At 43.1% G+C, this 25,104-nt stretch carries 25 protein-coding genes; 11 read left to right on the top strand and 14 right to left on the bottom strand.

Features of this window, described 5'->3' with window-relative positions:
• Nucleotides 1-22 precede the first annotated feature (22 nt).
• Nucleotides 23-295, bottom strand: coding sequence for a DUF1345 domain-containing protein (locus LW728_RS00370; protein WP_287669460.1), 273 nt, complete (start codon nt 293-295; stop codon nt 23-25).
• Between the two features lie 123 nt (nt 296-418).
• Here LW728_RS00370 and LW728_RS00365 point away from each other — a divergent pair, with 123 nt between their 5' ends.
• Nucleotides 419-973 (top strand): hypothetical protein, encoded by a 555-nt coding sequence (locus LW728_RS00365; protein WP_002804015.1) that lies wholly within the window; start codon nt 419-421, stop codon nt 971-973.
• A gap of 142 nt (nt 974-1,115) precedes the next feature.
• On the opposite strand, the gene LW728_RS00360 is transcribed toward LW728_RS00365, so the two are convergent.
• Nucleotides 1,116-2,228 (bottom strand): sensor histidine kinase, encoded by a 1,113-nt coding sequence (locus tag LW728_RS00360; protein WP_287764613.1) that lies wholly within the window; start codon nt 2,226-2,228, stop codon nt 1,116-1,118.
• Nucleotides 2,229-2,731: 503 nt separating this feature from the next.
• Here LW728_RS00360 and LW728_RS00355 point away from each other — a divergent pair.
• On the top strand, nt 2,732-3,148 hold the full coding sequence (locus LW728_RS00355) for a DUF1816 domain-containing protein (protein WP_002804017.1): 417 nt from the start codon (nt 2,732-2,734) through the stop codon (nt 3,146-3,148).
• 26 nt (nt 3,149-3,174) lie between these two features.
• On the opposite strand, the gene LW728_RS00350 is transcribed toward LW728_RS00355, so the two are convergent.
• Nucleotides 3,175-3,369, bottom strand: coding sequence for a hypothetical protein (locus LW728_RS00350; RefSeq protein ID WP_002804018.1), 195 nt, complete (start codon nt 3,367-3,369; stop codon nt 3,175-3,177).
• Nucleotides 3,370-3,689: 320 nt separating this feature from the next.
• Between LW728_RS00350 and LW728_RS00345 the strand changes: the two genes are divergently transcribed.
• Complete coding sequence (locus tag LW728_RS00345) at nt 3,690-5,957, top strand: GspE/PulE family protein (protein WP_287764611.1); 2,268 nt, start codon at nt 3,690-3,692, stop codon at nt 5,955-5,957.
• A gap of 53 nt (nt 5,958-6,010) precedes the next feature.
• Entirely contained in the window at nt 6,011-6,301 is a 291-nt protein-coding gene (locus LW728_RS00340; protein ID WP_002804024.1) for a DUF3082 domain-containing protein, read from the top strand.
• A 110-nt stretch (nt 6,302-6,411) separates the two neighbouring features.
• On the opposite strand, the gene LW728_RS00335 is transcribed toward LW728_RS00340, so the two are convergent.
• The 5 genes from LW728_RS00335 to hslO form a co-directional block, all read right to left on the bottom strand.
• On the bottom strand, nt 6,412-8,061 hold the full coding sequence (locus LW728_RS00335; protein ID WP_287764608.1) for an alpha/beta hydrolase: 1,650 nt from the start codon (nt 8,059-8,061) through the stop codon (nt 6,412-6,414).
• A 208-nt stretch (nt 8,062-8,269) separates the two neighbouring features.
• Nucleotides 8,270-9,928, bottom strand: coding sequence for a Ppx/GppA phosphatase family protein (locus LW728_RS00330; protein ID WP_287764606.1), 1,659 nt, complete (start codon nt 9,926-9,928; stop codon nt 8,270-8,272).
• 110 nt (nt 9,929-10,038) lie between these two features.
• A complete protein-coding gene (locus LW728_RS00325; protein WP_002804028.1) occupies nt 10,039-11,250 on the bottom strand; it encodes a pentapeptide repeat-containing protein in 1,212 nt (403 codons plus the stop codon).
• Between the two features lie 456 nt (nt 11,251-11,706).
• Complete coding sequence (locus LW728_RS00320; RefSeq protein ID WP_287764603.1) at nt 11,707-13,662, bottom strand: BAR domain-containing protein; 1,956 nt, start codon at nt 13,660-13,662, stop codon at nt 11,707-11,709.
• A 63-nt stretch (nt 13,663-13,725) separates the two neighbouring features.
• Nucleotides 13,726-14,640 carry an Hsp33 family molecular chaperone HslO gene (gene hslO, locus LW728_RS00315; RefSeq protein ID WP_287669442.1) on the bottom strand — a complete coding sequence of 305 codons (915 nt, stop codon included), beginning with the start codon at nt 14,638-14,640 and terminating at the stop codon, nt 13,726-13,728.
• An 84-nt stretch (nt 14,641-14,724) separates the two neighbouring features.
• Here hslO and LW728_RS00310 point away from each other — a divergent pair, with 84 nt between their 5' ends.
• Nucleotides 14,725-15,108 (top strand): hypothetical protein, encoded by a 384-nt coding sequence (locus LW728_RS00310; protein WP_002804032.1) that lies wholly within the window; start codon nt 14,725-14,727, stop codon nt 15,106-15,108.
• A 117-nt stretch (nt 15,109-15,225) separates the two neighbouring features.
• Here LW728_RS00310 and LW728_RS00305 read toward each other — a convergent pair whose 3' ends face one another.
• From LW728_RS00305 to LW728_RS00295, 3 genes are all read right to left on the bottom strand, one after another.
• On the bottom strand, nt 15,226-15,867 hold the full coding sequence (locus LW728_RS00305) for a pilus assembly FimT family protein (RefSeq protein ID WP_287764600.1): 642 nt from the start codon (nt 15,865-15,867) through the stop codon (nt 15,226-15,228).
• A complete protein-coding gene (locus LW728_RS00300) occupies nt 15,845-16,543 on the bottom strand; it encodes a type 4 pilin (RefSeq protein ID WP_287764597.1) in 699 nt (232 codons plus the stop codon). Before LW728_RS00300 ends, LW728_RS00305 begins: the two co-directional genes overlap by 23 nt.
• A gap of 521 nt (nt 16,544-17,064) precedes the next feature.
• The gene (locus LW728_RS00295; RefSeq protein WP_287764594.1) at nt 17,065-17,958 is read right to left on the bottom strand and encodes a DMT family transporter; all 894 of its coding nucleotides are present in this window, start codon (nt 17,956-17,958) and stop codon (nt 17,065-17,067) included.
• A gap of 183 nt (nt 17,959-18,141) precedes the next feature.
• Between LW728_RS00295 and LW728_RS00290 the strand changes: the two genes are divergently transcribed.
• From LW728_RS00290 to nrtS, 4 genes are read left to right on the top strand one after another with little or no spacing between them, the layout of a single operon-like run.
• Complete coding sequence (locus LW728_RS00290) at nt 18,142-18,498, top strand: DUF1823 family protein (protein ID WP_002804042.1); 357 nt, start codon at nt 18,142-18,144, stop codon at nt 18,496-18,498.
• Between the two features lie 31 nt (nt 18,499-18,529).
• Nucleotides 18,530-19,660: a CO2 hydration protein gene (locus LW728_RS00285; protein ID WP_287764591.1), complete on the top strand. Its 1,131-nt coding sequence runs from the start codon at nt 18,530-18,532 to the stop codon at nt 19,658-19,660.
• Nucleotides 19,661-19,713: 53 nt separating this feature from the next.
• Nucleotides 19,714-20,277, top strand: coding sequence for a GUN4 domain-containing protein (locus LW728_RS00280; RefSeq protein WP_002804048.1), 564 nt, complete (start codon nt 19,714-19,716; stop codon nt 20,275-20,277).
• Between the two features lie 3 nt (nt 20,278-20,280).
• Entirely contained in the window at nt 20,281-20,532 is a 252-nt protein-coding gene (gene nrtS, locus LW728_RS00275) for a nitrate/nitrite transporter NrtS (protein ID WP_002736260.1), read from the top strand.
• A 396-nt stretch (nt 20,533-20,928) separates the two neighbouring features.
• Here the strand turns inward: nrtS and LW728_RS00270 are convergent, their stop codons facing one another.
• On the bottom strand, nt 20,929-21,195 hold the full coding sequence (locus tag LW728_RS00270; protein WP_004161646.1) for a hypothetical protein: 267 nt from the start codon (nt 21,193-21,195) through the stop codon (nt 20,929-20,931).
• 139 nt (nt 21,196-21,334) lie between these two features.
• Here LW728_RS00270 and LW728_RS00265 point away from each other — a divergent pair, with 139 nt between their 5' ends.
• The gene (locus LW728_RS00265; protein WP_287764588.1) at nt 21,335-21,628 is read left to right on the top strand and encodes a DUF4926 domain-containing protein; all 294 of its coding nucleotides are present in this window, start codon (nt 21,335-21,337) and stop codon (nt 21,626-21,628) included.
• A 420-nt stretch (nt 21,629-22,048) separates the two neighbouring features.
• On the opposite strand, the gene LW728_RS00260 is transcribed toward LW728_RS00265, so the two are convergent.
• The gene (locus LW728_RS00260) at nt 22,049-23,308 is read right to left on the bottom strand and encodes an L-lactate MFS transporter (protein WP_287764584.1); all 1,260 of its coding nucleotides are present in this window, start codon (nt 23,306-23,308) and stop codon (nt 22,049-22,051) included.
• 169 nt (nt 23,309-23,477) lie between these two features.
• Nucleotides 23,478-24,077 (bottom strand): peroxiredoxin, encoded by a 600-nt coding sequence (locus LW728_RS00255; protein WP_002735961.1) that lies wholly within the window; start codon nt 24,075-24,077, stop codon nt 23,478-23,480.
• 557 nt (nt 24,078-24,634) lie between these two features.
• Between LW728_RS00255 and LW728_RS00250 the strand changes: the two genes are divergently transcribed.
• Nucleotides 24,635-25,102: a helix-turn-helix domain-containing protein gene (locus tag LW728_RS00250; protein WP_287764581.1), complete on the top strand. Its 468-nt coding sequence runs from the start codon at nt 24,635-24,637 to the stop codon at nt 25,100-25,102.
• Nucleotides 25,103-25,104: the final 2 nt, after the last annotated feature.

The following is a 25,104-nucleotide window of genomic DNA, read 5'->3' as shown; positions in this document are numbered from 1 at the left end:
CTTACTAGAATATCTTTTTGGCTTAGAGTAAATTACCAATCATTCCCAAAATAATAGCAATAATCGAGACGGATAAAAAATAGGAAGGCATCCCGTGGGTTGCTACCAGCCGCCGCCTTGCCGTACTATTAATACTTGTATCGGAGGTTTGATAACAAGCCGCCATACAAAAACCTTGACAGGGAAATTCCGTCCAATTAGGTCGATCGCAATCGAGAAAAACTAGGCCTTTACCATCATCATAGTAGCGCACTGCATATTCTTGGCTGTAGATCAATTGACCAAATGTCAGCAAAAGTTAGTAAAATCATCTAGTCACACCAGTCAATAAAACGCCGTAGCAAGCTTCGGGAATTGTCAAAACCGAGATGTAGTTACTCGTTGAGCATCACAAAGGCCAAAATATGGAGCGTTATTTATGGGCCATTTATCCCTATCCGAACAGATTACCGCGGAACTTCTGGCAATCCTGATCGAAGAAGAAGTCACCTATCCCTGGGATGTAACCGCTGTTGAGAGTAATGATCCCTTAGACGTCACGGAAACGCCTTTTTCTCTGTGTGAAGGACTAGAAGCGACGGCGATCGAGGCACAAGCTCATAGATTCTTTAGCAGTTTACACCAAAAATTCCCGACAGTTTCCGTTTCATCCCGGTCTAATATCTTTGATAAATTTGCCTCTTTACTGCCAGCCGAATATTTAAATCGTCTAGTAGAAAGTGCTGAAAATCTAGTTAATAGTCAATTAGATGACTTTGATCGCCTTGTTGTTTGTCTTAGCGAGCTTTTTCCCCAATGGTCTCCAGAAGATTTAGAGGTTTTTGCCCGTCCCTACGCCTATACTATGCGTAATGGCCAGAGCGAAACCACTATAGAAACCGAAGATTGGCAAAGTCTTTCCGAAATTGAACAAATTCGCCGGAGTGCAGCCATCGCCAGCCAGATTTTCCGCGACTTGTCTTCTCCTGAATAGTCATCTCGTTATCAGTTATACTGCATTTAAACTACCCCTTAGATATTTTAGTACAAATGCTCAAACTCCCTCTCCCAAGTCCGGCGCTCCCTTCTCCCCTCTCCCCTTAGTGATTACTGTTTACTGATCACTGAAAAAACCCCTACTCCCAATTCGGAGATATTGCTAGGGAAAAACGAAAAGTGCTGCCTTTACCTAATTCACTTTCTACCTCCATTTGACTTTGGTGTAATTCCACTAAACGACGGGTAATCGCTAAACCAATACCACTACCCCCAGAATAACGGGAACGAGAACGATCGGCCCGCCAAAAGCGCTCGAAAATAAAGGGTAAATCCTCTGCTGCGATGCCGATTCCTGTATCGATAACGGCAATTTGTAGGCGATTTTTGTCCCTTGTCACTTGCAGGGTAATTGCACCATGATCGGTGTAACGAATGGCATTACCGAGCAGATTAACTAAAATTTGTTCAAGGCGATCGGGATCGGCCATGACAGATGGTAAATTGGGGGGACAATCTAACTGTAAAGTCGGTCCATCTTCTAATAATTGATCGGCGAATTTTTCGATAAGAGAATTTAACAAAGTTAATAAATTAACAGGTTGCAGTTTAATCGAGAGATAACCAGATTCCGCTCGCGATAGCTCCTGTAGATCGTGGGTTAAACGTTCTAACCGGCGGGTTTCTTTTACTAATTTCTGATAAAGTTCTGGATTAGGTTCGATCGCACCATCGGCTAATTCTTCTAAATATCCCCTTACCACAGTTAAAGGGGTGCGTAATTCGTGGGTAAGATCACCGATTAATTCCTGGCGACGTTTTTCCACATCAGCTAAACTAATCGCCATCTGATTAAAACTGATGGCTAATTGATTTAATTCTGGGATTTCGCTTTCTGGAACTCTCGCCGATAAATCCCCTTCCGCAAAATTTTTAGTGATTTGTTTCATTTGTTTTACCGGTTTCATAATGCGTTGAGAAACCAAAAAACTCAGATAACCAGCCGTACTTCCTCCCGCAATGAATGACCAAATGGCACTACTATCCCAAGCCGTCTCAAAACCCCTAACCAAGAAAGTTCTCGCCGAGCGCACGGTAAAAAATCCCTGCCTTTCTAACTGTTCCAAACGTAAAACAAACATTCGCGGAGAAGATAATTTAGCAATGATAATAAAGCTACTTAATCCCACCACCATAACGAGGAGATGCGATAAAAATAATCTGGTTCCTAAGCTTAATTTTGGTGGCTGCATATTTGTTTAAAAACTCTATTTGTTGTCAATGTTATTGACAGTATAGTCATTTAAATTAAGATTGAGAATATCAATCCCAGAGTTCCTAAGGATTTTGTCGGTCTAGACTGTATCAGACTTATCGGAAATGACTATATTTATCATGAAGATGAAGTATAACAGGATTTGGCATTGACAACCGACTCCAAAAAACGAAAACTTTGTACCTCACCATTAAGATAAATGCTATATATTCGGCTACAGCATCTTGAATAAACTGACGAGAGAAAAAATCCTCATAGATATCTTCAGGGATGGCTAACCCTCGCTCATGATTTCTCGGTTTAACAATCTCCCGTTAAGCTATGCTGTGAGGGGAGAGTAGGTCAAAACTTAACTTTTTGCCGCTCTATGCTATCGTATCAAGATGCGCTACTCTGTTAGGAGATGATTTTGCTTGAGTCATCTGCTCAAAGTAGCGTCTGTTTTTTTAACCCTTACCCCAAAAAGAGAATCTTTTCTGTATGCTAGAGGCTAATAATCAGGGAGAGAATCAAATATTTCTCTATGAAGTTGTTTTTTCGGGTTCTTCTGGCTCTTTGCCTCAACGCTTCTCCCGAACAGTCCTGCGAATACCTAAAAGCCGCATGAGTCAAGAAACACAGCGCCTCCTGCGCCAAGGTGCCAAGATTCTCAGTATAAAGCCTCTTGACCCAGAAACTGTCTCGATCAAGCCTAGTTTACCCCCCCAACCCTGGTGGGTAGAGATCACTACCGGTCAGCCGAAATGTCTCTATTATTTCGGTCCGTTTGAGAGTTTTTCTGAAGCTTTGTCCCATCAATCCGGTTATGTCGAAGACCTACAATCGGAATCCGCCGTGGGAATTAACAGCGAAATTAAACAATGTCAGCCCGAGGTTTTAACTCAAGAATATTTTTAATTTATGGTATCTAATTATACAGATTTTTAGGAATAGTTAATTTCCTCCTGTTTTCGTTTAATAATGCCTTTACCTTGACAGAATTTACAGGGGACGGATTCATTCTCCGTCTCTAGATAGATTCTTCCCTTGCCTTGGCAGTGGGGACAGATAATTTGTTCTTCCCACCAATAATTCTCTAAAAAAGCCTCATCGGTAATATAGGTAAAATCTTCAAACATTGGCTTGTCCTCTTATGGTTCAGATAGCTTAATCTGGATTCATCTTTCAACCTGAGAAATTGAAAATCAGTTTTACCCCCATCCTAAAAAAGATCGGGTTCATTCTTCTTGAAAATTAAATTACTTCATATTTATTTATATTTATTAATATACAATGAGTGTTCACTATCAATCCTTGCTAAGTAGCCGACGATAAATTTTCTTTCTCTTGCCTATTGCCCATTGCCCCTTGCCGCCAAAAAATCCTCCGCCTGTTGGCTGCGGTGAGAAAATGGGCATAATAGAGTAGTGGGCTGTACAATATTAACTGGCTCTATTCCATGTCATCAGCAAACGAGAAACCTCAGACCAACCTGCCTTCCTTTGCCCAAAAGTTAGTGCAATCGGGTTATATCACTATCCCGCAACTACAAAAGGCAATAATCCAGAAGCAGAAAAGTCATCTATCTCTACTGGCAATTTTACCCCTGATCACCGGTCGTCCTTTACCCAAAGAGGCACTGGCATACTACCGACTCGAACAACTGTCAAAATTAAAAGCCAAGTATGGAGTAGAATATCTTGACCCTGAAATTGAGACAATCGACTGGAGAGAAATCGAGAATCTGTTTCGCACAGTCCTTCCCTTTGAAATTTGCCGTCGTTATAAGATCCTGCCCCTACAAAAACAGCAATCCGCTGCCAATGTCCTTCACCTAGCCATGGTGGATCCCGCTAATCAGGAAATTCTCGATGATTTACGTCGTATCCTCCGGGATAAAGAATTGCAGTTTGAGCGTCGAGTCATTGATCGGGCAGATTACCAGAAATTGGTCGAAATCTATCGTTATCGTCAAGAAGAAGCCCCATCTGGCCATCTTCTTCCCCAAGAACAAGATCTAGAGAACAGAGTTGACATAACCGATATTTTTGAAGATTCCCAATCTCTGTCCCATCTCAACCGCGAATTAGCCGACGAGGATCTAGGAGTGGTTCAACAGGCCAATCAAGGGACGATCATCAGTGTGGTTAATAATATCCTTGTTCAAGCCATTGAAAGCAAAGCGACGGAAATTCACCTAGAACCCCAAGAAAATCAATTAACTGTGCGTTTTCGCCAAGATGGTCTCCTGCGTTCTGCCTGGGAACCGATTTCTCCAGAAGCGACCCCGGCGATTATCTCACGGTTAAAAATTCTGGCTAACCTCGATGTCAGCGAGAAATCGCGACCCCAACAGGGAAAAATGACCACAACTTTTTCCGGTCGCAAAATAGATTTTCTTCTCCACACCCTACCCCGTCAACAGGGAGAAAAAATTCTCCTGCGGGTTTTTGATTCTCGATCCCCACTTTGGCCCCTCGATGAGTTGATTACTAGCCAAGAAACCTGTAAACTGGTAGGCACCATGATCGAGTGCCAGGCGGGGTTAATTCTGCTCACCGCACCGGCCAGAGGTGGCTGTTCCACCAGTTTCTATTCTCTACTAGCCCATCGAAACCGGCGTGGGGTTAATATCGCTACCCTAGAAACCTCGATCGAACGCGGCCTTAACGGTATTACCCAAGTGGAAATCCCTGATGGTCAAGGTCAAGATTATGCCTCGATTTTGCCCTCTTTCCGGAATCAAGATGTGGATATCATCGGTATCGATCGCTTGGCGGATTCTTCCACCCTTGCCCATGCCCTAGAAGCGGCTTTGACCGGAAATTTAGTTATTTCTAGTTTACCCCTCAATGATGCCTTTGCCGCGATCGCTCGCCTCAATCAGTTAGCGGAGCCGGCCCTAGTGGCTGATACCCTAATTGGAGTGATCAATCAAAGACTGGTGCGACGGGTTTGTCCAGTTTGTCGGCTGAAACATCAGCCAAAAAGAGAAGAATTAGCTAAATTTGGTCTTTCTCCCGCCCAAGCTGCTCAATACAGCTTTTATAAAGCTAATTCCCTCACTGCCGAAGAAATCATCCAAGCGCGGGAAAAAGGCAGATTATGCCGTCATTGTCACGGCATCGGTTATCAGTCCCAGATTGGGGTCTTTGAAGTAATCACGATTACCCCTGACCTGAAAACTTGCATCGCTGAGAATAAATCCGCCGATATGCTCAAAAAAGCGGCAACACAGGCAGGATTCAAGTCTCTCCTCGCCTACGGTTTAGAATTAGTCGGCCAAGGTTATACTACCCTAGAGGAAATCGAGCGTGTCATGGCTGATCAATTAACTTTACCCTCCCTCTCTGCTGCCAATAATCCTGAGATTCCCCCGGATGTTTTCGGGAGAATCGAGGCGATCGAGCAGTTATTACAGGCTCTCAACCGTGAATTACAGTCACTAAAGCGGGAAATTAGCCTAAATTCGCCCACAGCTTCCCCTGAGAGCGCAAATCCGACTATTCTCGGCCAGGAGTTGCCTGATTTGACTAATTCAGTTCTTCCTTCCCAAAACCGGTCATCGGATAAGGAAATGATCGTTTCCGCTGCCCCTGTTTATGAGAAGTTAACCGACCCCGGCGATTGGGAACAGTTAAAACGGGAACTAGACGCAAATCAGTATCTGATCGTCTCCTCGGAAGTCAATACCTCTTTTCCTTCCGTCCTCGATCCTTGGTTCTAGTCGGGGAAAAGAATTAAAATTTAAGCTGGACAATATTTGAGAACTAAAAAGTAATGACCACAGAATTAGAAACCAAGAAAGTTACTCCCACTCGCTGTTTGGTTGGTGCGGCAATTTCGGCAGCACTGGGGACAATTCTCTATTATCTCACGGCAGCGATCGGTCATTCTTTTTACTCAAAACCAATGGTTGCTCACAGTTCGATCGCCTTGAGAATTGGCAGTGCTGTCCGGACTTTAGTTTTTGGTTTAGCTTCTCTAGGAACCTTTATTTTTGTTTTTGTCACCATTGGTTTAATTCTTTTGGCTATCCAATTACTCCTTAAACGCCCTCAACAAATATAAATTATGAATTATGAATGATGAATTGGAAGTGGGGAAGTGGGGAAGTGGGGAGCTTATCAGTGATCAGTTTACTGATCACTGATAACTGATAACTGATAACTGATAACTGATTAACGGACATTTTGAGCGATAAAATCTTCGATGAGTTGTTCTAAAGCGGCCGAGGAGGCGCGGGTAATCAGAAAACTTCTAAACTCCTGGCCTTGACTGAGATATTGGGAATAGGCCGCCTGTAAAAAAGGTTTATAGCCGGGGTTTTTGCAAATATACACCTCAAAAAAGGCCAAAGATAGGGAATGGGCGTAACTATCGATCAGATATGGTGCGGGCAGGGTAAGATCGGCTACGGATTCGATCGCTTCGTTAATTCCCGCATCTAGTACCGAAAAATCAACGTGAGCTTGACCTTCAATCAGAGCTAAATACTTATTTTCGGTATTGAGGAGGGGAAAAGAGCGCACCTGTTCAAAAATAGCGGGGGTAGCGGGATCGTAGGTTCCTGCGACTACAAAAGTGGGAATTTCGATCTTAGCTAGTCCTTTAGAGCCAAAAATACTCCAATTAAACGGATTAACCGCAAAAATCGCTTTTATTCTCGGATCGCGAAAGTTGTATTTTTCTCGGGGTAAATCCAAAGCACGACACTGCAGCAAGAGGGAGACATTGAGAAAAGCTAATCTTCTTTGGCAGTCCCGTTGTAAATTCTCGAAATCGATCGTCGCTCCACCTACAGCTAAGGCTGTATAACCGCCGAAGGAATGTCCAGCAACTCCCACATTATCTAAATCTAATTGCCCCTGAAATTCCCTAGCGTTGCGTCTTTGCAATTCATCGATCACAAAAGATATGTCCAATGGACGATTGACAAATTCGTTGGTATAAAAAACCATCCGCGATAAACCGGCGAGCAGATTCTGCACCTGTAGGGTATCACTGCCGGGGTGTTGGGGCATGGCGACGAGATAACCGTAACTGGCCAAGTGTTCCGCTTGTCGGAGAAAATCTTCGGGACGGGAAGCTAAACCGTGGGAAAAGACGATAACGGGGGTTTTCTGGGTTAATTGCCCCTTGGGTTTCACAATGATCAGATAAAGTTCCCTCTGACGACGGCCATCGGTTAAATCCAGCCGCATTTGTTCTACTTGTCGCGGTCCCGGTTGTCGAGGGTCGGTCATGGCGGTAAAATTAATTTCACCAGCCTTTTTAGCTTCTTCTAAGGATAATTGCGCCACCTTTTCCGTGAATACTGTGGTGGCTTTCAGGACGACATCGATCGCCCTAGCTAATCTTTGCACTCTTGTCACATCAATCTGCATATTAGTGGGCAGATTACGCAGCAGGTTAAGAATAGTTACCCCTCCCGGTTCAAAAGCTGATTTAATTAGGGCAGAACGCAGGGCGAATTTACCATTAATCCCCCCTTGAATAGTGATCAGTTCCCCTAAAAGGTTGAGGATATCTTCCCCCATTGTGGTGTTAAAAAAGCGCGAGATCAGGACGGGATTAATTTCTTTACTTGTGGTTAAAGCTTGCCGAAATTCTCTTTGTTGTTCGGCGGTTGTATTACCTAAATATTGTCTTAGATTAGCGTCAATTCTGCCAGTTTTGGCGAACTTTTCTAGGGAACTAATTTCTAGGGTACGACTAAAGGGCGCTAAGATAAAAGTGATTCTCTCGGCCGAGAGGACAGGAAAGCTAGTCAGTATCGTTCCTAAGCAACCAAGAGCGATCAAGCGACCAATTTTAGCTAATTGCAACAAGTTTTTCTACTCCTTTTCTTTCTGCGTTCCTATTCCCCCTGGATTATAACAGTAACTTCGCAGTTTTTAACGGTTTTCCTGCTTGACTATCAACAAAAATTATCAATTTACCTCGATCGATAATCTTGACCTAGAATAATAGGTAAAAAGTCTCGAAAATTCCAATCTTGCCGATTTCAAGCTACCGGCGGTAGTCGGGGATAACCGATCAACGCTCATGGTTTAAGGGTAAAAATGCCAAAGTTGCCACCACTTTCACCCCAAATTCTTCCTCAAAAACAGGTTTTTTATAGTCTAAACTCCACAATTCTAAAGCACAATCATCTTCAGCATTATTGGGAAAAAGATGCAGATGTAGGGTTCTATATTCAGGATCGTACTTACATTCAATCTTTTTAATCGCTCCTATTTGTCGCCGATCTAAAGCCACAGCCAAGCGCAGTATAGCACTTAAATGTCTGACCATATACTGATAGTATTCAGTTAATTTCATAAAATCATCGTGCCTTTTCTTCGGCTTACTTTTGCGATGATAACGAGCGATATTAGCGATCACTTCTAACTCTATTTCCGTATAGCCCAACAGTTCACCATTACGAATTAAATAATAGGAATGTTTATGATGGGCAGCATGACTAACATATAAACCACTATTATGCAGTATAGCCGCCGCCCATAATAAATCTTTAGCCTCCTGATTCCAAGAATGTAATTGTGCTTGAGTTTGCTCGAACAAAGACAGGGAAAATGCCGCTATTCTCTCAGCAGATTCTAAATTAACTTGATACTTTTTCGCTATTTTCAAAACACTGCGCTGACGGATTTCACTCTGATAAAGTAACCGATTATCAATTAAACCGTGCGTCAGCATCCAATCGACGATCACCCCTTCTCGCAGGGCCCTTTCACAGAGAACTAACTTATCAACATCTAACATGGTCATCGCTTCCAAAAGCACGATCGAACCAGCTAGAATTATCTCGGCCCGTTTATCGGACATCCCCAGAATTGCCAGTCTTTGGTTATAGTCCAAAGCGGCGAAACGTTTGACCAATTCTTTGACATCTTTGCGGGTTAATTGATAACCATTTAAAGGATTGGGAATTTCACCCAATTTCTCCAAAGCATGGATAGTCATCAAAGTTTCGATCGTGCCAGAAGTTCCCACTAAACGCGGCACTTCTCCCACCTGTAAATGATGTTTAATTTCCTCTACTGCTCGCTCCAACATTCCCCTGGTGTATGCCCTTAAATAGGCTAATTCTGTGGTACTAATGGGATCGGTAGTGATGAAATCTTGGCTCAAACGCACCGCGCCGATTTTGGTACTACTAAGAAAGCGAATTTCTTGACTATCAGCTAAGATTAATTCCGTGGAACCACCACCAATATCGATAATAATATGGGCTTGATTTTGGAAATCCATTCCCGAGACGACACCGAGATAAATCCGGCGAGCTTCCTCCTGTCCGGAGATGAGATTTACAGAAATACCGACTTCTTTCTCGATTAAAGCCAAAAACTCGTCGCCGTTGGCCGCTTCCCGGGTGGCGCTGGTGGCAACGGCAATAATCTGATCCGCGTGGAGACTAATAGCTAGATCGTGACAGCGTTTTAAAGCAGCGATCGCTCTTTCCATGGCCGCTAGGGTTAATTTACCAGTTTTCCTATCTCGATCGCCCAGACGGACTGTATCCTTTTCTCGGGCAATAATCGTAAAAGCAGGTAAAGACGGTTCAATTTTCACCACTACCATGTGAACCGAATTCGTACCAATATCGATCGCCGCTAGGATTTGGACATCGGACGCTTTTGCCTGGGGCGCTAGTCCCCGATTGGGTATAACTTGATTAGAAATATTCACCATCGCTTATCAGTGATCAGTTACCAGTCGGGGGATAGGTGTTAGGGCTGGTCTTATTATCCCTCTAATTGTCCGCCTCGGCGCCGCAATTTTAGCTTTGTCTAGCAGTTATCCTATTCGTCAATATACAATTTTCGCTGCTCCAGGGCCAATTGTCGGAATTCCCCTTCCCCAAATTCTCCCTCCCTGGGACGGCGCTCTCCTTCGGACTCGACTAAATAGATATAATCACAATCAACCCCTTCTAGATTGGTATTTTCGGCGATTTTCCAAGCTTCGATACAAGCACCCGTCAGGGTGGCTGCCTGTAAATTGGCTCTCATCACGTTACTATGGGCTAAATTTGCCCCTTCTAGATTAGCGTAGGCTAAATTTGCCTCGCTGAAATTTGCCCTAGTCAGGTTGGCATTTTTGAAGTTAAACCCGTAGAGATTCAGTCCACGAAAATTATAGCCAATATAAGCTTTATTTTCCCCTTGACCAGTAACCAGAAGATTTCTAATCGCAACTTCGTCCAGAATTGTCTTTTCCCAACGCGCTCGCTCGATGCCCGATACCAGATAAAATCGAGTTCTAGTTAAATCTTTTGCCCTTAAATCAGTGGCTTTTAACTGCGCTCCCGTGAAATCGGCTTCTTTAAGATTTGCCCCGCAAAAATTTGTACCTTTACTGGCTAAAAAAGCAATTGCCATGGATTTCGTGATCGTTTCTCCCGATTCTTCTAGGGATAACCAGGCCAGATACGCGGTGAATAAAGTACCACAAACCCCAACCATCAAAGCTATAGAAAAAGTTCCATTCATCACGGCTATCCCTGCTAATGCTCCTTGAAAAGCTAGGATAATTACTGTTAATAAAGTTAAAATTAAGCTGATAAAAATTGCTAGAATAAAACTTATTGCTTGGCCAAAAATTAAGGATAAAACTAAGGGCAATCCCCCAACTCGTTGACGATAAAATCTTCCATAAATTAGGGATAAAATCGTGATTATCACCGCACCAATGATTTTAAATTCGGTTACATCTGTCACCAGCATTAAAGCTAGATAATAACCAGCTAATCCCCACAGATAGCCGCAGACAGCCGCTATTAACCAAGAAATTAAAATTAATTGTAGCCGACCGCGCTTTAGTAATCCTGCCCTGGCCTCGGTAAATTTAGTTCTCTCTAAAATAGCCCCTTGAAAATTAGTGCCACGGAGATCTGCTTGACTAAAATTAGCCCCCGATAAATTCTTTCCGTGAAAACACTGTCCTTTTAATTTTACTCCTGTAAAATCGCGTTTCCCTTTGGCATATAAATCCACTACCTCACTTGCTCTCATAGAAATTACGGAGATATGTTTTTTGCTTGATTGATTAATTTAATTCATAACACCTAAGTAAGTGGTTATAATTAAATTGAAGATTTATCCCCCCTTCATCCCTAGGGTTAATTCATAGTAGGGTTAATTCATAGTAGGGTTGATTCATAGTAGGGTTGATTCATGAATCAACCCTACCCTTAATCCACCCTTGATAAGGGGGGTGTTTGATAATTTTTAACGCCTACCTACTTATTATCTTTTAAAAATTGGCTTGGGTATTTTTTGGCAATTTATACTAAGTCGGTTTTTAATAGTGCGATGAACTCCCAAGTTATGGATTGTTTCTCCCCGCTCCCCCGCCCTCCTATACCTTGTAAACAGGATTTAGTATAGTACAGATTTAACTGGACAGACCAATAGGGATGAGGGACTTTTTTAGGGGTAATACACCGCAAAAACAGCCTCTAAAACTGATTATTGACCCGGACTTGGTGTTTCTATCGGGGACTCTGGGGAAAGGGGAGTCGATTCAACTATTGGTGGTGGGGCCGGGGGTTGAAGAATATTGCGCCAGCCTTGCATTTGGGAGCGAGCCGAACTGTAGGCGGTACTTTCCCGGGATACGGATTCAGCAAGGCGAATAGCTTCCAGATAACGGCCATTATTAGCTTGGTCCGTGGCTAAAGACAAAAGCTGATAACTCCAACGTTCCAGCAATTCACTCCGTTGCACACCCGCATCGGTTGTAGTGGAAATATTGGTAACTAAAGCAATCGCCCGGGTTAAACCTTCTGGGGTTCCCGTCGCCGCTAATTGATTAGCCTGCTGGAGATTTTGACGGGCCTGCAACTCTCGGCGCCAACGACGGATATTTTGGGAAACTTCCGAGGAAAGAGCGCGACCGGGAGGAATTTGATTGGCAGTTTCGATGGCTGTGCTATAGTCTTTGAGATTGGCCAAAGCTTGAGCCTGATCTAAAATAGGTTGATCCTCCATGCGTTCAATCCGTACTTGCCAGTTGCCAATTTCCCGTTGGGCATCTCGGTATAGGGCCCGATTCTTGCCAATGGCCCGGGCCTGAATAATAGCGTTACTGAGGGAATTAATATCGCCGGGGAGAGCAATTTCTTGGGCCCGTTCTAAAATCGGCCGGTCTTCTATGACTTGTATTTGACGATTCCAAGAGCCAATTTCCTGCTGTGCTTGCGACCAGAGGGGATTATTCCGGGGAACCTCGCCCGCTTTCGCGATAGCGGCGCTATACTGCTCGATTGTACCTGCTTGTGCTAAATCTCTAGCCTCAGACAGTATTCTTAGATCCTGTACCTGTAACTGCCAGCGCTCCCTCATAGCCAGGGCCGTTTGATGGAGGGGTCGAGAAGGGTCGATTTTTTCTAGTCCCAGTATGCCGGCTTCCAATCCGTCCACCGTGCCAGCTTCCGCATCTAAGGCCGCTTCCGACAAGATAGACCAATCGCTGACATCTTCTTTAATTTTGAGGTCTTTGGGGGTTTGGTTAGCCAAATCCCGGAGAGCTTGCCATTGCTTCCGCTCAATTAATCTTTCGGCGTATTCTTTTAGTTTATCCTCGGTTTTCCCGATTAATTTTTGTGCCTCCTGATAGGCATAACTGCTGGCTTGAATTTTTCTAGCTTCTTCGATGACTTTGAACCAATTGTCGAGACCGCCCCGGGCAAAGAGATTAAAGGCATTATCTAATTTACTGCTATCTTCCCGGGCGACGGTAATTTTAGCGAGCGCTTCATTATATTTAACCGTTGCCCAATATTCGTTATTTAAGTTTAATAAATCCACTGCTAGACGGAAAGATTGATTCCAGTTGGAAGCACGGAGATTTTCCTCTAGTTTGCTTAAGATCTCGTTGCCTTCCGCCCAAGTTCCTTGCCACTTAGCGATTCTTTCTTCAATAATTGCCGCTACTGCCATATTATTGGGGATTTGACGAGCTTTAGCGATTGCTTGCTCTAAATTTCCCGCTTGATAGTCTTTTTCCGCCAAATTCAGGATATCTCGCGCCCATTCTTCCACCTGTTGATTAACTTGCGAGCGTAAGGGATGGTCTTCGGGTAAAGCTTCCACTAGGGCAATTGCTTCGAGTAAACCTGCCACGGTGCGACTATCGGCGGAAAGTTGAGCGCAGTAGAGACGCAGGGAGGCAGAAGCGACAGGCCAGAAGATTTTCGGGCAATTGGGCGACTTCTGCATATTGAATAACTGCCAAGTGGCGAGAAAGCCAACACCGCCAAAGACCACCACAAATAAAGCCGCCCAAACTTTCCAGGTGAAACGATGCTGGTATCGGTACCAAAAGAGAAAAAGAAAAGATTTAGTTTTCTCTGGCCAACGAGTCAGGGAGTCAATCGATTCTCGTTTGACTAGATTTTTGGTTAATTCTTTTCCTTTAAACATTCACGACTCCCCGACAGGTATTTTAGATAGATTTTACCCTAATGGCGCTCATTGCCCGACTTCTCAGCAAGATTCAGCCTGTAGAGACTGGACTAATTCGATTAATTGTGTCTCGTTGGCATTATACACTTCCCGACAAAACTCACAGATGGCTTCCGCTTGTTTATCTTTTTCGATAATGTCTTTTAATTCATCGACCCCGAGGAATTTTAAAGCTCCTAGGGCCCGTTCAAAAGAACAATCACAATCAAAACGCAGCAGCTGCACAGCCGGAAAAATTTCTAGACCCATATCTCCGAGAAGTTCCTGAAAAATATCTTCTAGTCCTTTTCCTGCGCGTAAAAGGGGCGTAAATCCCGTTAATTTTCGCAATCTCGACTCTAAACGGGCCACTAAGACCTCATCCCGGGATGCTTCTTTGGAGAGAACTTGTAATAAAATTCCCCCAGCTGCCGTTACTCCTGTGGTCGTACCGACAAAAACCCCCACTTGCAAAGCGGAGGGAATTTGTTCCGATTGGTCCAGGTAGTAGGCGATATCTTCCCCCACTTCCCCAGAAACTATCTCGACGATGCTTTCTTGAAGTTCATTTCTCCCCTCGCCTTTTTCTTCGCGTAAGACTCGCACATAACCCTTGTTACCCACTGCGCGACCCACATCTAATTTACCCTTCGCATTGGGGAGTAATTCCACCTGGGGATAGTCCACATAACCCCGCACCGTGCCATCGAGTCCCGCATCAACTAAAACACCCCCCAGGGGTCCATCGCCTTTAATGCGAATATTGACCCTAGAACCGGGTTTTTTTAAACTGGAAGCCAGGAGTAAAGCCGATGCCATCGTGCGACCGAGAGCGGCGGTGGCTACGTTAGATAATTGATGTCTTTGGCGAGCTTCTTCGGTTAAACGGGTGGTAATCACTCCTACTACTCTAATTCCCCCATCGGCGGCCGTGGCGCGGATTAATTTATCTGCCATACTACTTACTGTTATCCTTGGAAAACGCTGTCCCGATTTTTGGTTATTCTTTAACTAACTTAACAAAAATTATCAGACAATAATATGTTCGGCAATTTTCAACAAAGTCAGCTGCGTATCGAAATCTCGGCCAGTGAACAGGCTATCCGGGATAGTTTGCTCAAAACTGCTCATCTCCGTCAATGGCTGTGGCCGCAAATGCTCTCGCCTAATCTACCCGATAAATTAGAGGAAGGTTTGACTTTTACCTCTTGGTTAGGTTTAATTCCCGTACAACATCAGGTTTTATCGGCCGATGACCAGTGTTTACGCTTGCTTTTGAGTCAAGGTATCGATGGCTATCACGAATGGTATTGGGGCGATGGTTGGTTACAATCCCGTTTAGAAGGCATTTCTCTCCTTCCCCTCAATCTCGGTCAAACTCTCAGTTTATTGAAATTACGACTATTTCTGAGCAATCAAAAGTAATCAGTGAACAGTAATCAGTAATCAGTAATCAGTAAACAGTAATCAGTAAACTAAAAACTCACATTTGGTAACTGATAACTGATAACTCACACCTGATAACTGATAACTGATTAGGGTTCAGTTCGTTCCATCGAGACGGATTTCACATTGACGAGCATCGAGGTTACTTAGAGAAGTTCCATTATAAGTGCCTTGTTTAATTATTCCTAGCATAGAAGCGATAACTAGACATTTTTTTTCTTGGTTGGGATAGGGATCGGCGGTGGCATTGGCGGCGGGATATAATACGATTATCGCTTGGTTTTGCGGCGGAACAAAGGTTAAATCTGGCACATGACCCCGAAAGGAAAAGCGAATCCCCGGACTGCTGCCCAGGGTGGGAAAATTATTCACCACCATAAATATTTCCTCTGGTAGACTGAGGCGACCCTCTTCCATCAACATTTCCTCTGGCAAAATTAGGGAACCCTCTTTTAAACAATCCTCTTCACTGGCGGTTATTTGCGAGTAAACCGTGGGATTAGTACCAGTCGGGTTAGTAAAATTAATCGTGCAACTTCTCCCTCGACGCATAGCTTGTCCTTGGGTATTCTCTAGGGCTAATTGTATAGAATCGGTGGCTTCTTGGACTTTATTGCTATTTAACCAAGCTGATAAATTAGGTCCAGTTAAGGCGGCAAGAATTCCCGTAATTGCCAAAGCTACCAAAATTTCTAACAGGGTAAAACCCTGATTTTTATGGACATTTAAACGACGCATTGGGAATCACCTCGACAGAACTTTTAGCAAGAAATTTTCCTTCTTCTTCGTTTCTTTCGTCTCTTTCTTGAGTTTGATAGTCATTAGCTATTTCACCATCAGCTAACTTCACCTTATACTCTATACGGAGACGATGGGGATTATCTATCTGGGCTGTGCTTATGATAGAAGGATCAGGATGATTATCTTCTTCAAAATCATCAGGAAAAGTTCGATAGAGAGAATAGTTTTTACCTACAATTTCTCGTGTTGCAACTAATGTTTCTGCTAATGGTGGTAATGGTCTTGATAATGGTTGTTGAGGTAAATCACTAGCGGGAATAGCATAATCATCAGGATCAGGAGGAGGTTCAGGATCTCTAAAATCTGGATACTGGGAGGGTAAACGCCTTCTGAGTTCTCTGGCATAACCTTGATTTATATCTGAGCAAACATTAGGATATATTTCACTAAAACGATCGAGATCATGATTATCTGCATTGACGCTATCATCATTGTCATTAACATCTAAAGTCGAAGCTAAATATTTGACATCCTCAAAATCTTCTTGTATCCAAAAGTTAGCTTGAGCCTGTCTTTCTGCCCGAACTTTATATAAGGCAGTGAATGCCATTAACTGTAGGGTTCCTGTTAAGAAGGCGGCAATAGTTAAAATGGCAATTATCACTTCTAACATCGAGAAACCCGACTCGGATGATGACAGTTTTGACTGTATCGCCTTTCCTTTTGATTTCACTTTTCAACCCCCCCAGTTTTTCCTGAAAACTACTGGCTTTTTTATATCTCAACTACAGAGTACCCAGATAATCGAATATTTCTAATTTTAGTCAGGGAATTAATTCCCCGAAAACCCTATTTTTCAAGTGGGTCAGATTGTCTAAGTAGCTGTTTATAATTAAATTGAAGATGGATTTTGGTGCCGATCCCCCCTTAATCCCCCCTTGATAAGGGGGTGCTGATCCCCCCTTAATCCCCCCTTGATAAGGGGGGTGCTGATCCCCCCTTAATCCCCCCTTGATAAGGGGGTGCTGATCCCCCCTTAATCCCCCCTTGATAAGGGGGGCATCCGCAAGTTTTTAAGACCTACCTACTTAAACTCTCATTCAGTTAGCATTGTACACTAATCTAGCTTTTGTCTGTGATCACAAGCGGCGATCGAGATTACACTTAACCAGTAATATTAGATACACTAACAGCTTATCCGCCTAAAATAGCAATGCCTACGCCGATTAACAGAATTAATCCGCCATAAATGACTTCTTGGGCTGGTATTTCACCAAAAATGAACACTCCTAACAGACTAGCGGCGATTGGCTCTAATAAAATTACCATCGTTACTATTGTCGGTGCTACCCATCGCAAAGCCCAGTTAAAGCTAGTATGACCGATTAATTGCGGAAAAATCGCCATCATTAACACATAAACATACACGGATAAGGGATAGCTTTCGTAATCTTGACCAAATAAAAAAACAGAAGGTAATAAGGCTAATCCTGCGGTAGTGTAGGCTACAGTTATATAATTCTTAATATTTAAGCCCTTCCTTTGTGCTTCCCGTCCGAGGAGAATATAACCACTCACGAGAATTGCCCCAATTAAAGCCAAGCTATTGCCCAATAAAGGGTTAGGATAAGAACTACTGACATCTCGATCGGCTAAAACAATCAATAATCCCCCCGTTAGAGCCACAAAAATGCCGATAAAGGTTAATTTGCTCGGTTTTTCTCGAAACCACCACCAACCCAACAGGGAAACCCAGAGGGGATTAGTGGTGACTAAAGTGGTAGAAGCGGCGATCGAGGTGTAGGATAGAGAAGTAATCCAAGTAGCAAAATGGAGAGCTAAACAAAATCCTGCCCCCACTGCGTAATAATAGGCTTGAACAGGGACTTTTTGGCGTGATAAGGTCAACCAGTTCGGAATTAGGACAACAGAAGCCAAGATCAGACGGGAAGTCGCTAAAAATAAACTAAATGCGATCGTAGCATTACCTACCGCTTCGATCGCTAACCGGATAAAAATTGCCGATGCAGAAACCGACACCACACCGATAGTTAAAATAAAAATAATTTTGGCGTTAGAAGGAGGCAAAATAGGCTACGCTTGCGCGATGATCAATGATGTTATTCACCAGTTATTTTAACCGTAGGCAGTAGCCGGTCGTCAGTAGCCGGTCGTCAGGAAATAGGAGATTATTTTATTTATTCTCCCCACACCCCACACCCCACACCCTACACCCTACACCCTACACCCCATCACCCATTTACTTGATCTATGGAACTACCAGAATTAAATATAGAGACAATTTGGGCGATTATTAACGATGAAATTGACGACGAAACCGTTAATAAATTAGTCTGGCAAAGTTTAGGTTATCGCTACGATGAAAGTCAAGGAAAATGGGATAATAGTCAAGTAGAGGAAGATTGGCGCTGTGAATATCCCGAACCCCCAGATTTTATTGCCAATCGTCCCCCAACAGTCAAATTAACTCGATCGATCTTGCCAGAAAATAAACAATTATTAAAAGATAAATTGGGGTTTACCGGTTATAAAATTGGCGAATTCAATCCCCGCATGACTCGCCGTGCCACCGCTGCCAATTGGTTGTGCTTTTATGGGTTAAAATAGATGAGGAAAGTTATTTTATCAAGCTTCTAGCATGGTTACTATCCCTGTCAAGTCCTCCTCTCATCCCCTAGCATCCTATATTGATCGTCTCACGGCTGGGGAAGCATTGTTAAAAGATACTCCCCAGAATTTGATCGAGGTAGTGGGTATCCTGAAAAGTTACGGAGTGGTGTTAGATGCTTATTCCAAAAATTTAATTTATATTGCGGAAAATCAGTTTTTGGTTTTTTTCCCTTTCTTTAAATATTTTAATGGTCAAGTATCTTGGCAGAAATTACTACAACACTGGTGGCATGATCGCATTAATTTTGAGTATGCTGAATACTGTATGAAAGCCATGTTTTGGCATGGTGGGGGTGGTTTAGATAGTTATGTAGATGGTGCCGCTTTTCGGGAAGTGACAGCCAAGGTTATTCAAGCTAAATTTAGGAATAATCCCCTAGTTTTAATTTTAAATAAAGCCTTCCCTGAATTTTTGCCAGAACAAATGCGAATGATGGCCTACTATAGCGGTTTAGGTCAATTTTGGCGAATTATGGCCGATACTTTTTTAAGTTTATCCGATCTCTACGATGCCGGAAAAATTACCAGTATTCCCGAAGTGGTGGCACACATTAAGAAAAATTTAGTCGATAATGCTAGTCAAGCAATTGTCTATCAAGTAAAAATCAAAGGACAAACCTATGATCTTATCCCCAAATCGGCAGGATTAACCTTTCTTGCGGATACGGCAATCCCCTACGTTGAGGCGGTTTTCTTTCGCGGAACACCTTTCCCCGGTACAATTTCCTATAATGCCCAAGCCTATCAAATTCCCTACGATCAAGGAATGTTTGCCTATGGTGCTTTGTATGCAGATCCTTTACCCATCGGAGGTGCAGGGATTCCTCCCACACTATTAATGCAGGATATGCGTCACTTTTTACCTGATTATCTGCACGACATTTATAAAAAGAGTTTTCGTCAAGAAGAAGATTTATTAGTCCAGATCTGCGAAACTTTTCAAAAGTCGATGTTTTGTGTGACAACGGCAGCCATTCAAGGATTAGCACCTTATCCTTTAACTACCACAGATTTAAAAGAACAAAAAGCCAATCGCATCTATCTAGAAGCATGGATGAATCGCTTTGTCAAGTCAAGATTAGAATCGGTAAATCAATAATTATTCTGCCGATAAATCGGTAATTTTTGCAGTCAACAAACCCCCTTACATTTATGTCAGATATTAACGTCCAACTTCAGGATATTTTAGCTCAATTGCAATCTTTAAGCGAACGGGTTGCCCTCATCGAAGCGCGGCAGATGTTAGTACCGGACATCGAGCGCTATGGTAAATTACAGCAATTCCTAGCTGAGGGGAACTTTAGGGAAGCAGACGCAGAAACTCTCCGAGTTATCCTCGAAACTGCCGGCAGAACCCGCGATACTTTAACCCCAGAGGATATGATGCGGTTTCCCGTTAATGTGATTCGAGTACTCGATCGCCTTTGGAAAAATTATAGCGGCGATCATTTCGGTTTTAGCAATCAGGTGAAGTTATATTTTGCCGCCGGGGGTGATATTAACACCCTGCGTACCCAAGACGCGGAAACGATTAGAAAATTTGGGGAATTGGTAGGATGGCGCGATAAAGAGCAGTGGCGTATCGATGATTATGATCACTGGGATTTTAGTCTAGCAGCTCCAGAAGGCTGTTTTCCCGCTCTCTGGTGGAAGTCTCCCTACGGGTTAAAAATGGTGACTTTTTGTTTTACTCGCCTGATAGAGTGCGATTTATAGGCAATGAAAGGAATTATCGGCTATTTTCGGGCTTTATTGTCCCCCCAATTTGCCCCCACCGGGATAAGAGTGGCTGTAGTAGTGGGGACAATTTTATTGACAATTAACCACGGTTATGCTATAATCAGCGGCCGTATGACAAGCGATCGCTGGCTGGCGGCATTACTGACTTATCTAGTTCCCTATCTGGTCAATGTTCATGGGCAGTATAGCAGTTATCGCCGTCAGCAGTGGCCGAAAAAATCCCAGCAATAAAGGCAATGAATATACCTCTAAGTGGTGATTTCTTTGACTCTAGGGAACTCCCTGTTAGCAGAGGGCTGCTATGATAGCGATCGAGACGAATATTCGGGTGACACAGATCTCTATTAGATATTTTAGCAACTACTTTATCATTCTTTAGCGATCGCTCTATTGGAATAAAGCAAAAATAGATATATGATCAAGACAAGATCTGCTTTCATAGCGATCAAGACGAATATTCAGGAGTTCGATTTACCATGGCTACTGTTTTATTGAAAACTGGCGAGTTCCGAGAAATCCCTGATGATCAGTTAATTTCTTTCATCGAGGAAAACCGAGATTTGATTCAAGATCGACAATCACGCAGAAAAAGAGCGATTAAAAGACCTATACCGTCCAATGTTACCTCTACCAGTACAAAATGACATCGATATTTGTTTCGTCATATTGGTAGATACCTTGTTCTGATTCTTCTTCCGTTTTCGAGTATTCCACCTTACACCGACGAAAAAGTCGGTATTGGGTTTTCTGGTTATCTTGAGGGTTTCCTCGATACTCCTCTTCTTTACCTAACTCTATATAAACGAATAGTTTTTTATATTTTCCGTAGACTGGCTCCCCCGATTTTGCCGAGTCAAATTCTAGCTCATTCAATGCTTTAATTCGTTTAATCATATTAGTGTTTAAGTTGGTTTTTGTTTTATAATATCCTATTATTGTGATTTTATTAGATTAGGTCGAGGTCTATTGTTTTGAGAGGAGAAGATGTGACCAGATTTGTCACAGCAGTACCCGATAGTTTAGGAGATTGAAAATGAGTAAGTTTCAATTGTTTGATGGTGTTATACTAAGGGAATATCTACCTTTAATTGATGGCGGAATAGCTCCTATCGGGACAGTTGGGACAATTGTAGAAATTCTCAAAAATGGGGAAGCTTATCTAGTAGAATTATTTGGAGATTGGGTTAAATATGATGAGCAGGGAAATTTTGTCTGTGCAACTCAGACAGAAAAGGGAGCATTCCTCGAAACAATCGGCGTAGAAATTGTCTATCCTCATCAATTGGTGTTGACTTTTTCTGCCAAGCAAACGATGACCTTGACCTAAATCTATCCCCTTCCAATAGCGAGTGGGAATCTAATAATCTTTCAGTTTTAAAATGGTCGATTAAGACAATCAGAAGGAGATTTATCCCTCAATTCAATCTTGACAGACCACTAATTATCCTATCACGGCTCTTCTGGTTTCTGTGTGGAAACGGGGTCTATACTGATAGTTTCTTCAGCAAAATAGTCCTAAAAGTCTTTTCCAGTAAACATTTCAATATTTTATAAGCAAAAATTATTACATACATAAGTAAAAAATATCACAAAAAGTCGAGAAGAACCCTATCACTGATTATTGTTTACTGATAACTGGTCAAGTCTCCCATTTCCCCGCCCCCTATCCTAGTTATCTGTAGCCTACTTTTACTTTTAATTGGTGTAAAATAGCAGCAGTATCTACTCTAGGGTAAGATTAACTCCCTTAGCTAGGATTTGATAGCTGTGATCGCTCTCTTTTCAGTAAGGCACTCGCGAGAAAAATACCCAGTATTGCCAATACAGCCATAGCATAAAAAGCATAAGTGTAAGTACCGAACCAATCGCGAATTCTACCGGTTACTAAAGTTCCGATCAAAGCACCGACACCGTAGGCAGTAAAAACAATACCGTAATTTTGGGCGTAGTGGTCAGGATTAAAGAAGTGGAGAGTGGTAGCGGGAGCTAGGGCTAACCATCCCCCTAAACAAAACCAAAATAGACAAAAAGCCACTAGATAGCTAGTAACTGCCCCTTTTTCGGCCTTGACCATCAACAGACAACCAATCAAAATGAGTGTATAAGCCCCGATCGCTAGATAATGGGGTTTCCAGCGATCGCTTAACCAACCGAACAAAGGACGACTAATACCATTAAACAAGGCAAATAGAGCAACACTACTAGCGGCTAACCCCGGATCAATCTGAATAATTTCCTCAGCGACGGGACTAGAAATACCGATAGCACTCAAGCCAATTAAAGCACCAATGGCATAGCAAAGCCATAAACCATAAAATGAGCGACTTTTCAGCATATTCACTGGATAATTGGCCGGAAAGTCGGATTTTCGATTAGCTAAATTTGCGGGGGGTTGCCAGTCTTGAGGGGGTAACTTCATTGTGATCGCAATAATCACAATAATTATTGTAAAGATAATCCCCAAAAATCTTAAACTTGGTCTAACGCTATATTCATTGATTAATCGATTGGCTAAAGGTGCGGTAATCAGGGGAGAAAGGCCAAATCCGATGATGGTTAAACCCACCGCTAAACCTTTTTTGTCGGGAAACCAGCGTGCCACCACTGCCATGGGAACACCGTAAGCGATGCCGACTCCCGTGCCGGCAATAACTCCGTAGGTCAGAATAATTGTCTGGATATGAGCGGCAAAACTAGCGAGAATATAGCCTAAACCGACGATAATTCCGCCGATAGCGGTCATCCTGCGAGTGCCTACCCGGGGGATATAAAAACCGGCGATCGGCATAGAAGCGGCATAAAATACTAGGGCTACAGTGTAGGGTAGTAAGCTTTCCGTGGCGCTGAGATTTAACTCTGTTTCTAGGGGTTTTCTAAAGATACTCCAAGAGTACACCGTCCCTAAACAGAGTAAAACACCCATTCCTAGAGGTATTAATAACCATCTACCTTTGGCTGCGGGTAATCCCAAAACTGTCAACTCGGAATCATAATTACTGGTAGTCATAGATCGCCGTGACTCTTTCTTGACTTGCTGGCCAGTATTCTAGATGAGGTCATGGCTAATGGGGCCAATTTTCTGGAAAATTTTCCGATTAAAATAAGGGGCGAATTATTTCGCCCCCCTTTAAAAGTTTCCCCCCATCTATAGCTGAGGGACTTCTGAGGATTTTTAACTAAACTGCCGCGAAGTAAACTTTTGACTTCACAGGATCGGGAACCATGGTAGCATCCCCTTCTTGCCAACCGGCGGGACAAACTTCATCCGGGTGGGATTGGACGTATTGAATCGCTTTCAGAGTGCGGAGGGTTTCATCGACACTGCGACCGAAAGAAAGATTATTAATAGTAGCGTGTTGGATAACACCTTCTTTATCGATGATAAACAGACCGCGCAGGGACACTCCCGCATCAGGATCAAGAACATTGTAAGCGGTGCTGATTTCTTTTTTTAGATCCGACACCAACGGATAGGCCACATCACCGACACCGCCGGATTTTCTCTCGGTTTGAATCCATGCTAGGTGAGCAAATTCGCTATCGACGGACACCCCTAAAATCTCGGTGTTGATGCTGGCAAATTCGCTAACTCGATCGCTGAAAGCGGTAATTTCCGTGGGGCAAACAAAGGTAAAATCGAGGGGATAGAAGAATAAAACGACGTATTTACCCCGATAATCCGACAATTTGATGGTTTTGAACTCTTGATCGAAAACGGCGGTCGCGGTGAAATCCGGCGCCGCTTGTCCGACTCTTAAGCAACCTTCGGCGGTCATGCTTTTAATCTCCTTAATCTAGTTTCTGGGAAAATGCAACTATTTTTACATTCCTTAACAACTATATCATAGTCATAACGATTTTGAGTAGTCAGCAATCAGTTATCAGTGGCCAGCGGGGAGATAGGGTGATGGGGTGATGGGGGTTAGGTGTTAGAGCGGTTTGATCGGGCGAGAGAAAAACAATTTACCCACTTTTCGCACTTCTTAACATTCAATAGCTACAATCATGGATTTTTATCAAGGTTAAGAATTGTATTTTTTTTTCTCAGAAAAAATCAATTATTGAAAATGTTCTCAATAGTAGGTTCTACAATGAAGGTTTTTCGTCAAAACATCTTGGGGAATGTAAAAATATATAAAAGTATATGAAGATTTGCGGAATGTCGGATTTAATAAACTTCATAATGTTCACTTTCGCAGCCAAAATAAGAATTTAAGGACAGCGAAAGAGATCGTCACCTGGGGAAGTCAGCCCATCGTACAACTTAGTACAACTTTCTTGCCTCAACGCTCCGACCTGCTGCTGTCTGCTTTTACTTATAGTTGCAAAGACTATGTCATCAAGCGCTGGTAAATATCTATCCCCACCCCAACGTCAGCAACTTCTCGAAATCTTAACAGAACCAAATATCTCTGATGTTGATCGCAAACGGATTCAAATCATTCTTTTCGCTGACGAGGGCAAATCCCAGGCCGAGATCCGTAAGCTTCTCGATTGTACTGCCGCCACCGCTAGTAAATGGATACTGATCGCCGAGAGTGGCAAGATCGAGCGCTGGCAGAAATACCGCCGCGGTCGCCCTTCAAAAGTTGATCAACCTTACCTCGATCGCCTGAGAGAACTGATTAGTAAATCCCCCCGGGATTTCGGCTATTCCTTTAACCGATGGTCGGGAGTTTGGTTAGCGCAGCATCTAGAGAAAGAATTCGGGGTCGCGCTCACCCCCACCCACGTCAATCGCCTCCGCAAACAGCTACAGCCGATCCGCATCGTCGATCTTTCTCCTTCAGCCAAAGCTTAAAA

This window comes from Microcystis sp. 49638_E5 (assembly GCF_021300285.1).
GTDB lineage: Bacteria > Cyanobacteriota > Cyanobacteriia > Cyanobacteriales > Microcystaceae > Microcystis > Microcystis aeruginosa_C.
Note: the sequence above shows the minus strand (reverse complement) of the source record. Positions and strands in the feature narration are given on the sequence as shown.

What these genes read in the sequence shown, in the direction of transcription:
- LW728_RS00365 (WP_002804015.1), top strand. Translation starts at nt 419, where the DNA reads ATGGGCCATTTATCCCTATCCGAACAGATTACCGCGGAACTTCTGGCA.
- LW728_RS00360 (WP_287764613.1), bottom strand. Translation starts at nt 2,228, where the DNA reads ATGCAGCCACCAAAATTAAGCTTAGGAACCAGATTATTTTTATCGCAT.
- LW728_RS00355 (WP_002804017.1), top strand. Translation starts at nt 2,732, where the DNA reads ATGCTAGAGGCTAATAATCAGGGAGAGAATCAAATATTTCTCTATGAA.
- LW728_RS00350 (WP_002804018.1), bottom strand. Translation starts at nt 3,369, where the DNA reads ATGTTTGAAGATTTTACCTATATTACCGATGAGGCTTTTTTAGAGAAT.
- LW728_RS00345 (WP_287764611.1), top strand. Translation starts at nt 3,690, where the DNA reads ATGTCATCAGCAAACGAGAAACCTCAGACCAACCTGCCTTCCTTTGCC.
- LW728_RS00340 (WP_002804024.1), top strand. Translation starts at nt 6,011, where the DNA reads ATGACCACAGAATTAGAAACCAAGAAAGTTACTCCCACTCGCTGTTTG.
- LW728_RS00330 (WP_287764606.1), bottom strand. Translation starts at nt 9,928, where the DNA reads ATGGTGAATATTTCTAATCAAGTTATACCCAATCGGGGACTAGCGCCC.
- LW728_RS00325 (WP_002804028.1), bottom strand. Translation starts at nt 11,250, where the DNA reads ATGAGAGCAAGTGAGGTAGTGGATTTATATGCCAAAGGGAAACGCGAT.
- LW728_RS00320 (WP_287764603.1), bottom strand. Translation starts at nt 13,662, where the DNA reads ATGTTTAAAGGAAAAGAATTAACCAAAAATCTAGTCAAACGAGAATCG.
- hslO (WP_287669442.1), bottom strand. Translation starts at nt 14,640, where the DNA reads ATGGCAGATAAATTAATCCGCGCCACGGCCGCCGATGGGGGAATTAGA.
- LW728_RS00310 (WP_002804032.1), top strand. Translation starts at nt 14,725, where the DNA reads ATGTTCGGCAATTTTCAACAAAGTCAGCTGCGTATCGAAATCTCGGCC.
- LW728_RS00305 (WP_287764600.1), bottom strand. Translation starts at nt 15,867, where the DNA reads ATGCGTCGTTTAAATGTCCATAAAAATCAGGGTTTTACCCTGTTAGAA.
- LW728_RS00300 (WP_287764597.1), bottom strand. Translation starts at nt 16,543, where the DNA reads ATGTTAGAAGTGATAATTGCCATTTTAACTATTGCCGCCTTCTTAACA.
- LW728_RS00290 (WP_002804042.1), top strand. Translation starts at nt 18,142, where the DNA reads ATGGAACTACCAGAATTAAATATAGAGACAATTTGGGCGATTATTAAC.
- LW728_RS00285 (WP_287764591.1), top strand. Translation starts at nt 18,530, where the DNA reads ATGGTTACTATCCCTGTCAAGTCCTCCTCTCATCCCCTAGCATCCTAT.
- LW728_RS00280 (WP_002804048.1), top strand. Translation starts at nt 19,714, where the DNA reads ATGTCAGATATTAACGTCCAACTTCAGGATATTTTAGCTCAATTGCAA.
- nrtS (WP_002736260.1), top strand. Translation starts at nt 20,281, where the DNA reads ATGAAAGGAATTATCGGCTATTTTCGGGCTTTATTGTCCCCCCAATTT.
- LW728_RS00270 (WP_004161646.1), bottom strand. Translation starts at nt 21,195, where the DNA reads ATGATTAAACGAATTAAAGCATTGAATGAGCTAGAATTTGACTCGGCA.
- LW728_RS00265 (WP_287764588.1), top strand. Translation starts at nt 21,335, where the DNA reads ATGAGTAAGTTTCAATTGTTTGATGGTGTTATACTAAGGGAATATCTA.
- LW728_RS00260 (WP_287764584.1), bottom strand. Translation starts at nt 23,308, where the DNA reads ATGACTACCAGTAATTATGATTCCGAGTTGACAGTTTTGGGATTACCC.
- LW728_RS00255 (WP_002735961.1), bottom strand. Translation starts at nt 24,077, where the DNA reads ATGACCGCCGAAGGTTGCTTAAGAGTCGGACAAGCGGCGCCGGATTTC.
- LW728_RS00250 (WP_287764581.1), top strand. Translation starts at nt 24,635, where the DNA reads ATGTCATCAAGCGCTGGTAAATATCTATCCCCACCCCAACGTCAGCAA.